Origin of the sequence: Lachnospira sp., from assembly GCF_016290755.1 — a bacterium.
In the GTDB taxonomy this organism is placed as follows: domain Bacteria; phylum Bacillota; class Clostridia; order Lachnospirales; family Lachnospiraceae; genus Lachnospira; species Lachnospira multipara.
The window spans coordinates 38,814-53,155 of the sequence record NZ_JAEEVD010000013.1 but is presented as its reverse complement, the minus strand read 5'-3'; the positions used below and the strand labels follow the sequence as shown (position 1 = coordinate 53,155).

General features: G+C 34.8%; 11 protein-coding genes. 3 read left to right on the top strand and 8 right to left on the bottom strand.

Features of this window, described 5'->3' with window-relative positions; all coding sequences use genetic code 11:
• Positions 1 to 458 precede the first annotated feature (458 nt).
• Positions 459 to 1,187 carry an elongation factor P 5-aminopentanone reductase gene (ymfI, locus tag QVA17_RS05255; protein WP_287386919.1) on the top strand — a complete coding sequence of 243 codons (729 nt, stop codon included), beginning with the start codon at positions 459 to 461 and terminating at the stop codon, positions 1,185 to 1,187.
• Positions 1,188 to 1,204: 17 nt separating this feature from the next.
• On the opposite strand, the gene QVA17_RS05250 is transcribed toward ymfI, so the two are convergent.
• Positions 1,205 to 2,140, bottom strand: coding sequence for a cation diffusion facilitator family transporter (locus QVA17_RS05250; protein WP_287386917.1), 936 nt, complete (start codon positions 2,138 to 2,140; stop codon positions 1,205 to 1,207).
• A gap of 147 nt (positions 2,141 to 2,287) precedes the next feature.
• Between QVA17_RS05250 and QVA17_RS05245 the strand changes: the two genes are divergently transcribed.
• The gene (locus QVA17_RS05245; RefSeq protein WP_287386915.1) at positions 2,288 to 3,781 is read left to right on the top strand and encodes a serine hydrolase domain-containing protein; all 1,494 of its coding nucleotides are present in this window, start codon (positions 2,288 to 2,290) and stop codon (positions 3,779 to 3,781) included.
• 72 nt (positions 3,782 to 3,853) lie between these two features.
• Here the strand turns inward: QVA17_RS05245 and QVA17_RS05240 are convergent, their stop codons facing one another.
• The 5 genes from QVA17_RS05240 to QVA17_RS05220 all read right to left on the bottom strand — a co-directional run bounded on the left by QVA17_RS05240 (position 3,854) and on the right by QVA17_RS05220 (position 10,952).
• Positions 3,854 to 5,059, bottom strand: coding sequence for a glycosyltransferase family protein (locus QVA17_RS05240; protein WP_287386913.1), 1,206 nt, complete (start codon positions 5,057 to 5,059; stop codon positions 3,854 to 3,856).
• Positions 5,060 to 5,110: 51 nt separating this feature from the next.
• The gene (locus tag QVA17_RS05235; RefSeq protein WP_287386912.1) at positions 5,111 to 7,087 is read right to left on the bottom strand and encodes an EAL domain-containing protein; all 1,977 of its coding nucleotides are present in this window, start codon (positions 7,085 to 7,087) and stop codon (positions 5,111 to 5,113) included.
• Positions 7,088 to 7,312: 225 nt separating this feature from the next.
• A complete protein-coding gene (aroA, locus tag QVA17_RS05230) occupies positions 7,313 to 8,608 on the bottom strand; it encodes a 3-phosphoshikimate 1-carboxyvinyltransferase (protein WP_287386911.1) in 1,296 nt (431 codons plus the stop codon).
• A 67-nt stretch (positions 8,609 to 8,675) separates the two neighbouring features.
• Positions 8,676 to 10,049, bottom strand: a complete 1,374-nt coding sequence (locus QVA17_RS05225; RefSeq protein WP_027432191.1) for a citrate/2-methylcitrate synthase — start codon at positions 10,047 to 10,049, stop codon at positions 8,676 to 8,678.
• A gap of 246 nt (positions 10,050 to 10,295) precedes the next feature.
• Positions 10,296 to 10,952: a YcxB family protein gene (locus QVA17_RS05220; RefSeq protein WP_287386909.1), complete on the bottom strand. Its 657-nt coding sequence runs from the start codon at positions 10,950 to 10,952 to the stop codon at positions 10,296 to 10,298.
• 150 nt (positions 10,953 to 11,102) lie between these two features.
• Here QVA17_RS05220 and QVA17_RS05215 point away from each other — a divergent pair, with 150 nt between their 5' ends.
• Complete coding sequence (locus QVA17_RS05215) at positions 11,103 to 11,864, top strand: SDR family NAD(P)-dependent oxidoreductase (RefSeq protein WP_287386907.1); 762 nt, start codon at positions 11,103 to 11,105, stop codon at positions 11,862 to 11,864.
• 67 nt (positions 11,865 to 11,931) lie between these two features.
• Here the strand turns inward: QVA17_RS05215 and QVA17_RS05210 are convergent, their stop codons facing one another.
• Together QVA17_RS05210 and QVA17_RS05205 are read right to left on the bottom strand one after the other, a co-directional pair.
• On the bottom strand, positions 11,932 to 12,945 hold the full coding sequence (locus tag QVA17_RS05210) for a tRNA dihydrouridine synthase (RefSeq protein WP_287386905.1): 1,014 nt from the start codon (positions 12,943 to 12,945) through the stop codon (positions 11,932 to 11,934).
• 36 nt (positions 12,946 to 12,981) lie between these two features.
• Positions 12,982 to 14,319 (bottom strand): M18 family aminopeptidase, encoded by a 1,338-nt coding sequence (locus QVA17_RS05205; RefSeq protein WP_287386903.1) that lies wholly within the window; start codon positions 14,317 to 14,319, stop codon positions 12,982 to 12,984.
• Positions 14,320 to 14,342: the final 23 nt, after the last annotated feature.

Sequence of the window (14,342 nt, the reverse complement as noted above, 5' to 3'; positions counted from 1 at the left end):
AATTCATTTCCTACTTGTAGGGAAATAAATTTAGGTTTAATATTCCACTTTTTAATTGTGGATAAAGTGGATAACTTTGTGGTTAACTCCAAAAGCCCTTGAAATCAGGGCTTTTGCGCTGTGGATAAGTCTAAAGTTTCCACATTTATAATGTCAAGACTATTTTAAATAATTTTAACAGAAAGGATATTTTTTGTAAAAGATGCACAAAAAAATAAAAATCAATAGTAACTTTTGTTATATTTAATCGTTCTTCTTTACTTTAGATATAAAAATCTAATAGAAATAATAAACATTATCAACAATAGAAAGCATAAGCTTTGTGGATAAGTTTTCCACAATCATTATAGCTATACATTTTTAATGGCATAAATAGGGAGTTTTTGATATAATCTAGAAAATAAAATGTAATATTAAATCCGCTTTAAATAGGGATAAATACTAGAAAGGACTAAAAAATGAGTCGAAATATAATTATTACAGGTGCCTCTAGAGGAATTGGAAAAGCTATTGCTAAAAACCTAGCTGGCCCTGATACAAATATTCTTATTAGCAGTTTTCACAATTCAAGCCTTTTAGAGGAGACTAAGAAAGAATTATCGTGCATTTCTAATAAAGTCATTAGTTTTACAGGTGACATGGGAAATTACGAAGATGTGGAAAAGATGTTTGATCTTGCCTTAAAGGAATTTGGTAGTGTGGATATGTTAATTAACAACGCTGGTATTTCTATGGTGGGGCTTTTCCAGGATATGTCTTATAAGGAGTGGCAAGAGATTCTTAATACTAATCTTGGTTCTGTTTATAACTGCTGCCACTTTGCTGTAAATGACATGATTAAAAGACATGAGGGTAAGATCATTAACATCTCTTCTGTCTGGGGGCTTTACGGGGCTAGCTGTGAGGTGGCTTATAGTGCCACTAAGGGTGGCGTGGATGCCTTTACTAAGGCCTTAGCTAAGGAACTTGCCCCAAGCAATATTCAGGTTAATGCCATTGCCTGTGGCGCCATTGATACAGAGATGAATGGTCATTTATCAAAGGAAGAGCTAGAAGAACTCGCCCTTGAAATTCCTGAAGGAAGACTAGGGGATCCTAGCGAAGTTGCAGAACTTGTAAGAAAAATACTTGAGTCACCTAGCTATTTAACTGGTCAGATTATTCAGTTTGATGGTGGATGGATTTAAGATTTACTTAGATTAAACTAATTATTATGCTTATAGCCAATATCTATAGGGTCTGCGTGAATACTTACATAGCACTTAAACTCTTCTGATATCTGCTTTTCTATTGCGTCCACGCAGTCGTGGGCAGTGACTAGGTCAAGGTCCTTATCGATCTCTGCATGAAGGGATACAAATTTTCTACCAGGACCGTAATCGTGAACGATAAGGTCATGGAAACCATAAATCTTATTATTAGATAAAACTATTCTTTTAATGCCGGAAACCATTTTTTCATCGGGGGCTTTACCAAGTAGCGGTGAAACCGTGTCTCTAATAGTGCAAACTCCAGCTATTAGTACAAGAATTGCCACAAGGGCACCTGCATAGGCATCAAAGTTAAAGTTTGAAAAGCTTGTTAGAATAACTGAAATTAAAACCACAGATGTTGCAAGGACATCATTTCTTGAGTCGCTAGCAGTGGCAAGCATAGTTGTGGAATTAAATTTGTGGCCTAGCTTGTTATTAATAAGGGCTAGGAAGACTTTAGCAAGGATGGAAAATACCAAGATTACAATGGATACAATGCTAAAGATAACCTTGTTTGGATGAATTATCTTTAAAACTGAAGTGTGTAGTAATTCCGCTCCCATAAGTAGGATAAGTTCGGCTATTACAAGGCCTGCAATATATTCCATACGGCCGTGGCCATAAGGATGTTCTTTATCTGCCGGCTTTCCAGCCATTTTAAATCCTATTAGGGTGACAATTGAAGATGCAGCATCGGAAAAGTTGTTAGCTGCATCTGCTGTAATTGAGACAGCCCCTGTAATAAAACCGGCTACTAGTTTTAAAATCACAAGGCATAGGTTTACAACAATACCTACAATTCCTGTAAATATGCCGACTCTAGACCTTTTAGTGGTCTCGTCTAAATTTTCATAATCCTTTATACATCTTGACAAAATAGTGTCCATAAAATACCTCTGAAATTAAATCGTATACAATCTATTTTTAATATAATATAAAATGCATCAATATTCAAGTTGAAAACTTGATTTGTAACTTGCCAATACATATAATTGTCTTATGTAATGCGGGATTTTTATGGAGGTTACTTACTTATGACTGAATTTTTTAAACAAGCTAAGGCAAAAGAGCTTGGAATTCCTAATGAGTATATTATGAATTTTTCTAAACGCCTTGAAGAAAAACATTTGCCGATGCATTCAATTATGCTAATGCGTCATGACAAATTAATCTATGAATCTTTCTATGCCCCTTATACTAGGGATTCGCTACATAGAATGTTTTCTGTAACTAAGTCTTTTGTATCCCTTGGAATTGGTCTTTTAATTGAAGAAGGAAAATTATCTCTTGATGATCACATCGTGGATTTTTTCCCAGATAAATTGCCTGAGGGAGAGGTGCACCCTTTCCTTAAGATGATGACAATTAGGGATATGCTTGAGATGAAGTCTTGTCATAGATTTACAACCTATAAGGCTACTGGTGTTTCTGACTGGCTAGGTTCATTTTTTACAACAAAGCCAACTCATGTGCCAGGCACTAACTTTGCCTATGATACAAGTTCGACTCACACTTTAGGAATCTTAATTGAGAGACTTTCTGGTAAGAATTTCCTTGATTATTTAAGAGATAAATTCCTTAATGAGCTAGAGTTTAGTAAGGAGGCTTATGTCTTAACAGACCCAACTAATATGAGCATGGGCGGTTCTGGACTTAACTGTTCAAGCCTTGATTTACTAAAAGTTTTCTATCTTGTAGTTCATAAGGGTGACTGGTTTGGAAAGCAGCTTCTTCCAAAGGAATATATTGAGGATGCCATTAGTTGTCATTCTGATAACTGGGCAAAGTCTGATACTTTAGAAGAGATGCAGGGCTATGGCTATCAATTCTGGCGTACAAGCCATAACGGCTTTGCTATGTATGGCATGGGGGGACAGCTTGCAGTTTATGTGCCAGATAAGGACATTATTCTTATTACTACTGCAGATGCCCAAGGTCGAAAGGGCGGCGTTCAGCTAATCTATGATAGTTTCTGGGAGGAAATTGTTGATAAATTAGATGCGCTTGAAAATGTATCAAATAAGGATGGGCTAAACAAAGTCTTTGACAGTGTTTCTGATGAAGAACTAGAGACTTATGCTAATTCAAGAAAGCTTGAGATTATGGAGCCTTCTATGATTGAAGCTAGTAAGTGTGCCCACTTCCTTAATAAGATAAACAAGAGAAGTTATGAGGCACTAGATGAAAATGTATGCACTATTAAGAAGTTTTCAATTGATATAAATGAGGACAAGTCAGAGGGCTGCTTTAATTATACTAACGCCTACGGTGACTTTAGCCTTAGATTTGGATTTGGCAAGAATATTATTCAACAGTTTGCAAACTATGATTTAAGAGTTGCAGCTAGTGCTAGTGTTCGTTCTGAATCCCTACTTGATATAAAGATTCAAGTTATTGATGAAGTACTTGGTAATATCTACTTTGCTCTTAACTTTAAGGATCCTTATATTACAGTTATGATGAGAAAAATTGAAGAACATACCTTTGAGGAATACGATGGTGTCTTCTCAGCTAAATTAGTGGATTAAGATTAAAGGTAATTTAGGGCCGGCTAATGCCGGTCCTTTTTATTGTGCTTTCTGATTATTCTTTATTATTTACTACTCTTTATTTCCTGCTATGCAATCTAGGATATCCTCTATTCTTTGGCGATAGCTGTGATATTTTTTAACTCTTTCAAAGCCAGACCTAGCAATTTCTTTTCTTTCCTTCTCATGCTCAAGATAGTAAAGGCTCTTAGTTACTGCCTCATCTATGCTTTCAAAGACCACGAGGTCCTCCCCTATCTTAAAATAATCCTCTAATTCTATCTGTTTATTGGTAAGTAAAAAGCCACCAGAAGCTAGCACATCCCAGACTCTTAAAGGAATACCTGTTCTTATGTTTCTAAGGCTTATATTAAGATTAATCTTAGATTGTCTAAAGATTTCTGGCATCTCTATATTGTAGTCTACGGTGTTGTGAAGAATTACATTTTCTAAATTATTATCTGTGTCGTCTGTAAAAAGGTCCACCTTGTAGCCGTAGTTTTTTAGGGCTGCTGCTAGGGCATTAAGGATAACCACTCTTTCAATGTTTGCTAGCTTAAAGCCTAAAAAGGTGTTAGTAAAGACTGTAAGGATATCTGAAAAAGAGCCCTCGCTTTGCTTAAAATCTGTGATTTCAAGAAGTTTTGTTAAGAGCTCAACAGATAGGGAATTATCTATAATATCCATGCCTGGGCTAAAGAGCTGCTCTTTTAAAACCTCATTAAAATAATTTTTTAAATCCTCATCTAATTTATCTTTAATATTGTCATAGGAATTTCTGTGATACATGCCCCCTACAAAGGATAGGTCGTATTTATAATCCTTTATATCAAGGCATGAAGGAATATTACTCTTTTCTAGCTGACTTTCAATCCTTTTTGCATTTGCCCCTAAAGGAAGATAGAAAAGATGCTCAAGCTCTAATTCCTTTAACTGGTAATAAAAAAATTTATCAAAGACAAATATGTAATTGCAAGGATTGTAAATTGAATTATGATATAGGGAAATTAGCGGAGAATCCACTGTATAGCTTATATAGATTATGCCTAGTTTGTTGCAAATGTCTGATATATGAGCAAAATAATTAAAGGAGAAGACCATATCAACTCCTTTAATTATATTAGTAAGCTCATTATTATCATGAAATTTAAGGCCTTTGGCTTCATCAAGATAAACCGATGGTTCTTCGTATTCTATAACCTCGTAGCCATAGTCAAAGAAAGCCTCTGCTATATCTTCCTGATTAAAGACCTTCCACTTATAAATTAATACTTTCATAGCCAATCCCCCAATTAAGCTAATCATCACGATTCTAATCCTGAATTTATTTTATTGCTTTTTGTTAAAATAATCAACTAAGTTCTCAATAGGCACTGGTCTTGAGTAATAATAACCCTGAATACTTTCAAAGCCCTTATTTACTGCAAATTCCACCTGTGTTATTGTCTCAACTCCCTCAACTAAGGTATTAATGCCTCTCTTCTTAACTAAGCTAATTAACGCATCAAGCATCTCTTCTGTTTCCTTATTAGCTAAAGCTTTATAAAAAATACTCTTATCAAACTTAATAGTTGAAAACTCACTATCTGTCATTCTATCTAAGTTAGAATAACCTGTACCATAATCATCAAGATAGAATCTAATGCCTGAGTCTTTAAGCTTTCTTATGTTCTTAGTCATGATTTCAGTATCCTCAAACATGGCGCTTTCAGTGATTTCAAGTCTAATCTTATCATAAGAAATATTGTAAGAATCTAGTATTCCTAAAACCTCTGCGGCAAATTGCTCATCTGATAATTCTCCCGCAGAAATATTAATTGTTATGGCATCAAATTCTGAATCCTTTAATTCATTATTAATTGCCTCTGCTACCTTATGTATCATTGCTAGACTTAAGCTATGAATATAACCTCTTTCTTCCGCAATGGGAATAAATTTAATTGGAGGAACGTTAACTCCATTAATCTGAAGTCTTACAAGTGCCTCTGCGGTTTTATATTTATTCTCGTCTACATTAAGAATAGGCTGAGCATAACAAACAATTCTAGGATCCTTGTATTTTTTGTTTTCTCTAATATCCTCAAATATTTCTATAACTTTTCTTTCTAATAAAAAGCCTTTATAGTTTTGTGGTTCTGCTAGCACAAATTGGTTCTTATTACCTTTTTTAATATATTTTAAATTCATATATGAAACAAAGTCCTTAACGTCTTTAATAGACTTTATATTAGTATCGCTTTTAAACAAAATATATTTAGCATAGGTTATCTCATCATAAGTGTTAGTTGTAGTTTCCTGTAAATTAGACAATACAGCTACAAATCTGTCGTATTCTCTATTTCTTTCAGTCTCGTCTTTAGATAATTTTTTCAAAACTATAAAATCTGTTGCACTGTATTGGTACATGCTTACATTTTTTATATTCTTAAAAATATAATTACAAGCCCTAGAAATCGCTGATTCTATAGTATCTGATTTATTATCATCTATTGTAAGTGCTACCTGCGGATAAGACATATGCGCATAGGCAAATTCATTTTTAGTTGCAAATAATAATTTCAAGCTTGTTTTTAGTGATGATAGATTCTGACATCCTGTTATTTCATCCACCGGATTAGAATGATGAAGCATATAAAAGATAGTAAAACTAATAACATAAGATGCACTAATTAAAATTGTTTTTTCAGTAAAATATTGATACAACAATAAAATTACATCAATACTTGAAAAAATATAAATATTAGTTAGTACAAAGCGAGCTATATTTTTTCTATTATTGAATGAAGCTACTAATGTAAGTAAATACATTGCTATACCGTAAAGAGTTAAAAATTTAATTAAACCAATAATCTGTAGGTTTTCGTTTTGGATTTCGACTAAGTAGCCTTTTATGTACAAAATCGCCGCAGCAGTTAAATATATAATCTGATAAATTAAAGTCATCATGAAAATACATTTCTTCTGTCTTCTCCTATTGTGTCCAAGTAAGACAGTATATACATAAAGAGCCTGCAATATAAAACCAAAAGCCAAAACAACCAACCAAGTTACAATCTGGATAGTAGGGGTTAGACTTTTTAAGTAACCACAATCCGTCAAGTTAACTAGATATAAAACTAAGAATATCTCAATTACCGAAGTAACTAAACCAAAAAATAATAATGGAAATCCATGTGTATTCTTAGGTCTGGTAAATAGCATGAAAAATATCATTATAAGTGCAATACTTAAGCACATGTATTCCACGCCTACTCCATAAGAAGCGATATTCGTATATTGGTCTATGCTAAAAATTGCATTTTCCATAATATAATATCCTCAATTATTAAATTTTCTCTCCCACAATTAATGTATTATACTTAAAGTATGATTTTAATTCAAGCATAAATTTATAAATTTTTTCGAAAAATAAAAAAACTGCTAAGTTTTACTTTATTAAAGCGGCTAAAAATGGAGCTTTTATGGGAAACTTAGCAGTTTATATTTATTAATAAATTCTTTATTAGCTTTTATAAAAATGGCTTAATTAGACTATTGTCTACAAGCTGCTTCTAATACATGGAAGTAATTCTCAAAGGTCTTACCACAACATTCATAATTATCAATCTCGATACCATCAATTAGTAAGCCAATTAGGGCAAAGGACATAGCCATTCTATGATCATCATGAGTATCTACAAGTCCTGGTGTTGGCTTGCCCGGCATAATTTCAATTCTATCTCTGCCTTCCTTAACATCTATACCTAGGTTGTTAAGTTCTGAAACCATACTTGCAATTCTATCAGACTCCTGTAGTCTTATATGCTCGATGTTTCTAATGCAAGTGGCTGTCTTTGCAAATGGAGCAATAGCCGCAAGGGTCATAGACTGATCTGAGAAATCATTCATATCTACGTCAATTCCGCTAAACTCTCCATTAACTGGACCTGTTACACAGATTCCTTCTCTCTCCTCAGTTACTGCACAGCCTAACTGCTTTAAGACATCAAGGAACTTCATGTCTCCCTGCATTACGTTAGAATGTACATTCTTAACTAAAGCTCTGCCTCCTGTAATTGCAGCGGCTGCATAAAAATAGCAAGCTGCAGATACATCTGGCTCAATCTGGTAAGTTCTTGATCTATAATGCTCACCTGCTGGTACATCATAACTTGCGCCATCATGGAATACTTCGCAACCAAACTGGCGCATCATATCCATAGTAATATTGATATAAGAACCTGAAGTCTTCTTTGAGGTAATTAAGACTCTTAAGCCATTAGATAGCATTGGTGCTGTCATAAGGAGGGCACTTAAAAACTGAGTACTCTCGCTAATATCAATGGATACTTCACTTTCTGGTGTCTTACCATTAGCTTTAGCACCTACTACCTTAACGGGTAAATGTCCTTTTTCTTCAAGATATGTAAAACTTGCTCCTAAGCTTTCTAGTGCTTCAAATAAAGGAAGCATAGGTCTTCTCTTCATCTGCTCAGAAGCATTGATTGTATATTCTCCGTCTGATAAGGCAAGCATTGATGTTAAAAATCTAGCTGCTGTTCCTGCTGAACCAACATCAATTGTAGCTTCCTTCTTAGGAATATCTCCATCACATCCGCATACTGTTACGTAGTGATCTACTTCATTAACCTGTAATTTAAAACCTAGTGATAATAGACTTGTTATAAAATGTCTAGAATCATCTGAAAATAATACACCATTAAGGGTACACTCTTCGTTAGATAGGGCTGCAAGTAAAAGGGCTCTATTAGTGACACTCTTAGAACCTGGAACCTCAACTACAGCATTAAAGGGATGTGTTATTGGTTTAACTTTATATCTTGACATGTTCGACTCCTCTAAAATTTAATCCTTGTAGATTAAATTATTTATGTCCATTCTACAAAAGTAAGAGTTATCTCTCATCTATTGTTGTATATGGTCTGTGATGACCAACGTACTTATAGGCTGGACGAATAATCTTTCCTGCATTAACTAACTCCTCTAGTCTATGAGCACACCAACCTGAAATTCTTGCAGTTGCAAACATTGGTGTAAACATTTCCTCTGGAATACCTAACATAGTATAAACCAAACCACTATAAAAATCTACATTAGCACAGACTGGTTTAAACATTTTTCTCTTAGCCATAATAAGCTCGCCAGCTTCCTTCTCCACTGTCTCGTAAAGGGCAAATTCCTTAGTCATACCCTTCTCTTCAGAAAGCTTCTTAGCAAAGCTCTTTAGGATTACTTCTCTTGGATCTGAGTTTGTATAAACTGCGTGACCCATACCATAAATAAGACCTGCTCCATCAAAGGCTTCCTTATCAAGAATCTTATTAAGGTAAGTCTTAATAGACTCAGTATCTGACCAATCGCTTACATGCTCCTTAATGTCTGTAAACATCTCCTGAACCTTTAGGTTTGCACCACCATGCTTAGGTCCCTTAAGGGATGCAATAGAAGCTGCGATTGCTGAGTATGTATCTGTTCCTGATGATGTAACTACGTGAGTTGTAAATGTAGAGTTATTACCACCACCATGCTCTGCATGAAGTACAAGACAGATATCAAGTACCTTAGCCTCAAGCTCAGAGAAGTTACCATCATCTCTTAACATATATAAAATATTCTCGGCTGTAGAATATCCCTTCTTTGGATTCTTAATCATAAGAGTTCCATCAAGACGGAAATGTCTAAAAGCCTGATATGCATAAACTGTTAAAAGTGGCATCTTAGCAATAAGCTGTAAGCTCTGTCTAAGTACGTTAGGTACTGAAGTGTCATCTGGGTGCTCATCATAAGAATATAAGCTTAAGATGGACTTCATAAGGGAATTCATTAGGTTGTCTGAAGTTGCCTTCATAATAACATCACGAATGAATGCTCCTGAAAGTTCCTGCAAATCAGTCTGGATACGGACAAATCTCTTTAAATTCTCTTCCTTTGGTAATGAACCAAATAATAATAAATAAGTTGCCTCTTCGAAACGGAATCTATCTGTCTTAGAGTTCTTAATTAAATCTTCTACATTATAGCCTTGAAAATATAATTCTCCATCAACAGGGATCTTTCGTCCATTAATACTTTGGTTGCCAAGTACATCTGATATCTCTGTAAGGCCTGTAAGAACACCATTACCGTTACTATCACGTAAGCCACGCTTAACATCGTACTCTATGTATAAATTCTGGTCTATTGAACCTGAAGCAGTAACTTCCTTTACTAACTCCTCAAACTCACTATTATCGACCGTTGTGAGTTCCATCATTTCCTGATTGTTCATGGGCGATCCTCCTTGTTATATATCTTGCATGAATATAAAAAGAAAAGCTATTACTTCCTCACTAATAGCTCATAATTTTAAAGTGATTAGACAACTCTCAAATGTTGTCTGACATCATGCGGTGTCCTATGTATTATGTGATAAAGTGGGGATATTGTCAAGCAATTCCCCACTTTTTCTTAATAATATTATGTTATTTCTTATTTTACTTTATAATCTTTTGTCTTTCCTTAATTTTCTAAGGTCTTATTTTGATAAATTTGCTTGATGATCTTCATTTTCAATATCTAATTGAGTAACATAACTATCATCTATACTTTCCTCATTTATCTTGATTTCATCCTTATTATTCTTAATTTGTTTACTAGCATCTTTCTGTCTTGTAGCAAGAATTGCTGTAGATAATTCTAATAAGTCCTTATCTGTGCAGCTAGTAAAGCCTGTTCTTTGAAGGCTTAGACACTCTTCGTTATTAAAGAAAATATAAATATACTTGGCATCTTTTTCTACCCTTAAAACGTCTTCCCATTTTAAGATATCTACATCTCCATCGGCATCTTCTACTTTAATTGTATCTGAGTCAATTTCATAGTTAAACTCCACACCTATCATGTTCTTATAGAGGTTATTAAAGCGTCTCTTGTTGTCCCTATCCATTAGATACATGCCAATAAATAGGAAAACCGCTGCTGCCACAGCATAAAAGACTGTTAGGAAAATGTCCTTACTATCATCATTAGTCACAAACAGGACCATGTATCTTACAAAAAGCATAAGAAAGATAAGTCCTGCAAGGTTAAATATAAGTTTGAATTTCTTGTATTTTTCATTAGTAAAATTACTGGCTCTATTAAGACCCTCAAGTGTTTCTTTAGTAAACACTGTAGTATTCTTTATAAGCATATAAACCTCCCAAAAATGTACTTTTATGCACATATTTTTTCTGATATAATCATATTATATTTTATAAATATAATCTATTTTACCACATTTTCATGGACTAATAAATCCTTAATTATTTTGTAGTAAATGGATATTATTATGGAGGTATTTATGGGAGTTGCTCTTATTACAGGTGCCAGTTCTGGTATTGGCATGGAAATTGCTAAGATTCTTAGCAAAAAGGGATACGGACTTATATTAGTGGCCAGAAACAAGAAAGCTTTAGATGAACTTGCCGCAAGTCTTCCAAATAAAACTAAGACTTTAGCTCTTGATTTATCAGATGAAAAGGATTTGTCAAAGCTTGTTAGTTACGTGAACAAAAAGAAAATTGATATCTTTGTTAACAACGCTGGATTCGGCGATATGGGCGAATTTACAAAGACAAGTCTAGATAAGGAATTAAACATGATTGACCTTAATATTAAGGCAGTGCATGTGCTTACAAAGGCTGTTTTAAAGAAAATGAAGAGAAAGAATTATGGTTACATCTTAAACGTAGCTTCTAGCGCAGGACTTTTATATGCTGGTCCTTATATGGCCACTTATTATGCAACTAAGGCTTATGTTACTAGCCTTACTACTGCCATTGCTACAGAGCTTAAGAATCAGCATTCTAGGGTATGCGTATCAGCCCTTTGCCCAGGACCTGTAGATACTAACTTTAATAAGGTGGCTAATGTTAAGTTTAGCCTTAATGGAATTAGCCCTAAGTACTGCGCAAGAGTTGCAGTGGAGGAGATGTTTAAGGGTAAGACAATTATTATTCCAACAAATTATATGAAGCTTGCCATATTTGGAAATAGATTCCTTCCAAGATTATTATCTGCAAAGATTTGTGGAAATCAGCAATCAAAAAAACTTAGTAAATAATAAAAAGAGCCCCTAAGGGCTCTTTTCTTAGCTTAATGTAAATTAAGCTTATTATTTATACATATTATTAATGCTTTTTCCAAAAGGAAATATGTTCTTTTTCTTCAATGTTGGTATTGTTTAATAAAACCTTAACTGCTAGTTTATATTCTTCCATCTTTTGGGATTTCTTAACTAGCTTTATGTCCTTCTTGTCATCTAGAACATATTCCATATAGCACCACATTTCCTTCATGCGGTGAATGGCATGCTTATCTCCTGACATGATTTTAAGTCTTTCTTCTAAGACTCTTTGATGGAATTTAGCTAATCTTTCCTTATCGTATTCTAGGTCACGCTTAAACTCGACGGGATCTTTAGCCTTTAAAACATCAATTAGTGCTGGGTCTGCAATTAGACCTCTACCAAGCATAATTGCATCACACTCTGGGAACCTTTCCTTAAATTCTAAGAAGTCTGTTCTTGTGAAAATGTCACCGTTATAGACAATCTTATTAGTGCTTTCCTTTAGTGCTAAATTAAAGGCTTCTAGATTTACATCATTTTTGTAAAAATCGGACCTAATTCTTGGATGTACAATTAATTCTTCTAACTTGAATTTATTATAAATCTCAAGGATATCCGGCCAGTGTTCACTGTCATTAAGACCGATTCTTGTCTTTACGGAAATCTTAATATCATTATCTAAAATAAAGGGATCAGAAAAAGTCTCATAAAAGAACTTCTCCATTCTATCAAGGTCTCCTAAAAAGCCAGAGCCCTTGCCCTTTGATACTACTGTTCCTGAGGGACAGCCGGCATTTAGATTTATTTCTTTATATCCGAATTCTTCATAAAGTTTTTTAATGGTCCAGATAAAGTCCTTAGAACTGTTGGTCATTACCTGGGGTATTACATTTTTATTAGTATTATTAAGCCTATCTATATCCCTCATCTCCTTGGTTAGGAAGCGCTCGGAACTATTAGGGGAGATAAAGGGTGTAAAATACTTATCTACTTTTCCCTGGCCGTAAACTTCTTCAAAGGGGTTTCTAAGGGTGTAATCTGTTAGTCCTTCTAGAGGGGCTAAATATATCTTCATAACTTTAAAACTCTTTCTATCTAACTATATAACTTTTTATCTTAGGCTTATGCTACCATTTCTATTAGTGTAGATGCTTGTTTCATAGAACTTAGTCATGGCATCAAGCATGTACTTTGTGTCTTTAATTCCTGCTGTCTCATATGGTGAGTGCATAGCTAACTGGGCTAATCCAATATCCACTGTGTTAAGGGATAGGTGGGAATTAGCGATATTTCCAAGAGTTGAGCCGCCGGCGATGTCAGAACGATTTACAAAGCTCTGAGTTGGCACTCCTGCTCTCTTGCATATTTCCTTAAAAATACCTGCTGATAGGGCATCTGTTGTGTACTTCTGGTTAGCGTTATATTTAATAACAATGCCCCCGTTAAGGTATGGTCTATTAGTTGGGTCTGCCTTGTCCTGATAGTTTGGATGAACGCCATGAGCATTATCTGCGCTTATCATAAAGGAGTTGGCAATGGCTCTCTTATAGCCTTCTCTTTGCTTTCCACACATGTCTGAGATGCGCTCTAGTGTATCTGTTAGGAAAGTTGAGTCAGCACCCTGCTTTGTTGTACTTCCTACTTCTTCATTATCAAAAATGGCGCAAACATTTACGCTTTCACCATTGGAATTATCGGCTCTCATAAGGGCATTCATGCAAGTGTAGGCACACTGCAAATCATCTAGCTTAGGGCTTGAGATAAACTCATTATCAAGGCCCCAGATGCTACCGGGCATTCTATTATATAAAAATAGATCTGCTGCCACAATGTCGTTAACATCCGCTTCTGCTGAATCTGCAATTACTGTGTTAAATAGGTCCTTTGACTCAATATCTCCCATTAGTGGAAGCATATCCTTTTGGGCATTGTAATTTAGTCCTGTATTAGCCTCGCGGTTCATGTGAATTGCAAGGTTTGGAATGAGGCAGAGGTCTCTGTCTACATTTACTAAACGAGACTCAAAGGTATCTGATTCCTTTACAATTACACGGCCTGCCACAGATAGGGGTCTATCAAACCAAGGGGCCATAAGCATACCGCCGTATTTTTCAACATTTGCCACAATATACTTGCTATCCATAGTCATCTCTGGATTCTCTTTAATCTTAAAGCTTGGAGAATCTGAGTGGGCAGCAGTTATCTGGAAATTAGTAAAATCTACTGCTCCATCCTTTGGAAATCTAAAGGCAATAATACTTGAGTCGCCTCTTGTTACAAAATAGCCTTTTGCCTGGCTTAGGCTCCATTCTGTGTTCTCGCTAAGGCGCACAAAGCCTTCGTCTTCAAGCATCTTAGCAAAATTATTTACAACGTGGAAAGCTGATGGGCTCTCCTCAATAAATTTTAATAGATCTTTACTTACGTCTATAAAATTGTTTTCTTCCATTTAAATAACCTCTATTCCTATGA

What these genes read in the sequence shown, in the direction of transcription:
- ymfI (WP_287386919.1), top strand. Translation starts at nt 459, where the DNA reads ATGAGTCGAAATATAATTATTACAGGTGCCTCTAGAGGAATTGGAAAA.
- QVA17_RS05250 (WP_287386917.1), bottom strand. Translation starts at nt 2,140, where the DNA reads ATGGACACTATTTTGTCAAGATGTATAAAGGATTATGAAAATTTAGAC.
- QVA17_RS05245 (WP_287386915.1), top strand. Translation starts at nt 2,288, where the DNA reads ATGACTGAATTTTTTAAACAAGCTAAGGCAAAAGAGCTTGGAATTCCT.
- QVA17_RS05240 (WP_287386913.1), bottom strand. Translation starts at nt 5,059, where the DNA reads ATGAAAGTATTAATTTATAAGTGGAAGGTCTTTAATCAGGAAGATATA.
- QVA17_RS05235 (WP_287386912.1), bottom strand. Translation starts at nt 7,087, where the DNA reads ATGGAAAATGCAATTTTTAGCATAGACCAATATACGAATATCGCTTCT.
- aroA (WP_287386911.1), bottom strand. Translation starts at nt 8,608, where the DNA reads ATGTCAAGATATAAAGTTAAACCAATAACACATCCCTTTAATGCTGTA.
- QVA17_RS05225 (WP_027432191.1), bottom strand. Translation starts at nt 10,049, where the DNA reads ATGAACAATCAGGAAATGATGGAACTCACAACGGTCGATAATAGTGAG.
- QVA17_RS05220 (WP_287386909.1), bottom strand. Translation starts at nt 10,952, where the DNA reads ATGCTTATAAAGAATACTACAGTGTTTACTAAAGAAACACTTGAGGGT.
- QVA17_RS05215 (WP_287386907.1), top strand. Translation starts at nt 11,103, where the DNA reads ATGGGAGTTGCTCTTATTACAGGTGCCAGTTCTGGTATTGGCATGGAA.
- QVA17_RS05210 (WP_287386905.1), bottom strand. Translation starts at nt 12,945, where the DNA reads ATGAAGATATATTTAGCCCCTCTAGAAGGACTAACAGATTACACCCTT.
- QVA17_RS05205 (WP_287386903.1), bottom strand. Translation starts at nt 14,319, where the DNA reads ATGGAAGAAAACAATTTTATAGACGTAAGTAAAGATCTATTAAAATTT.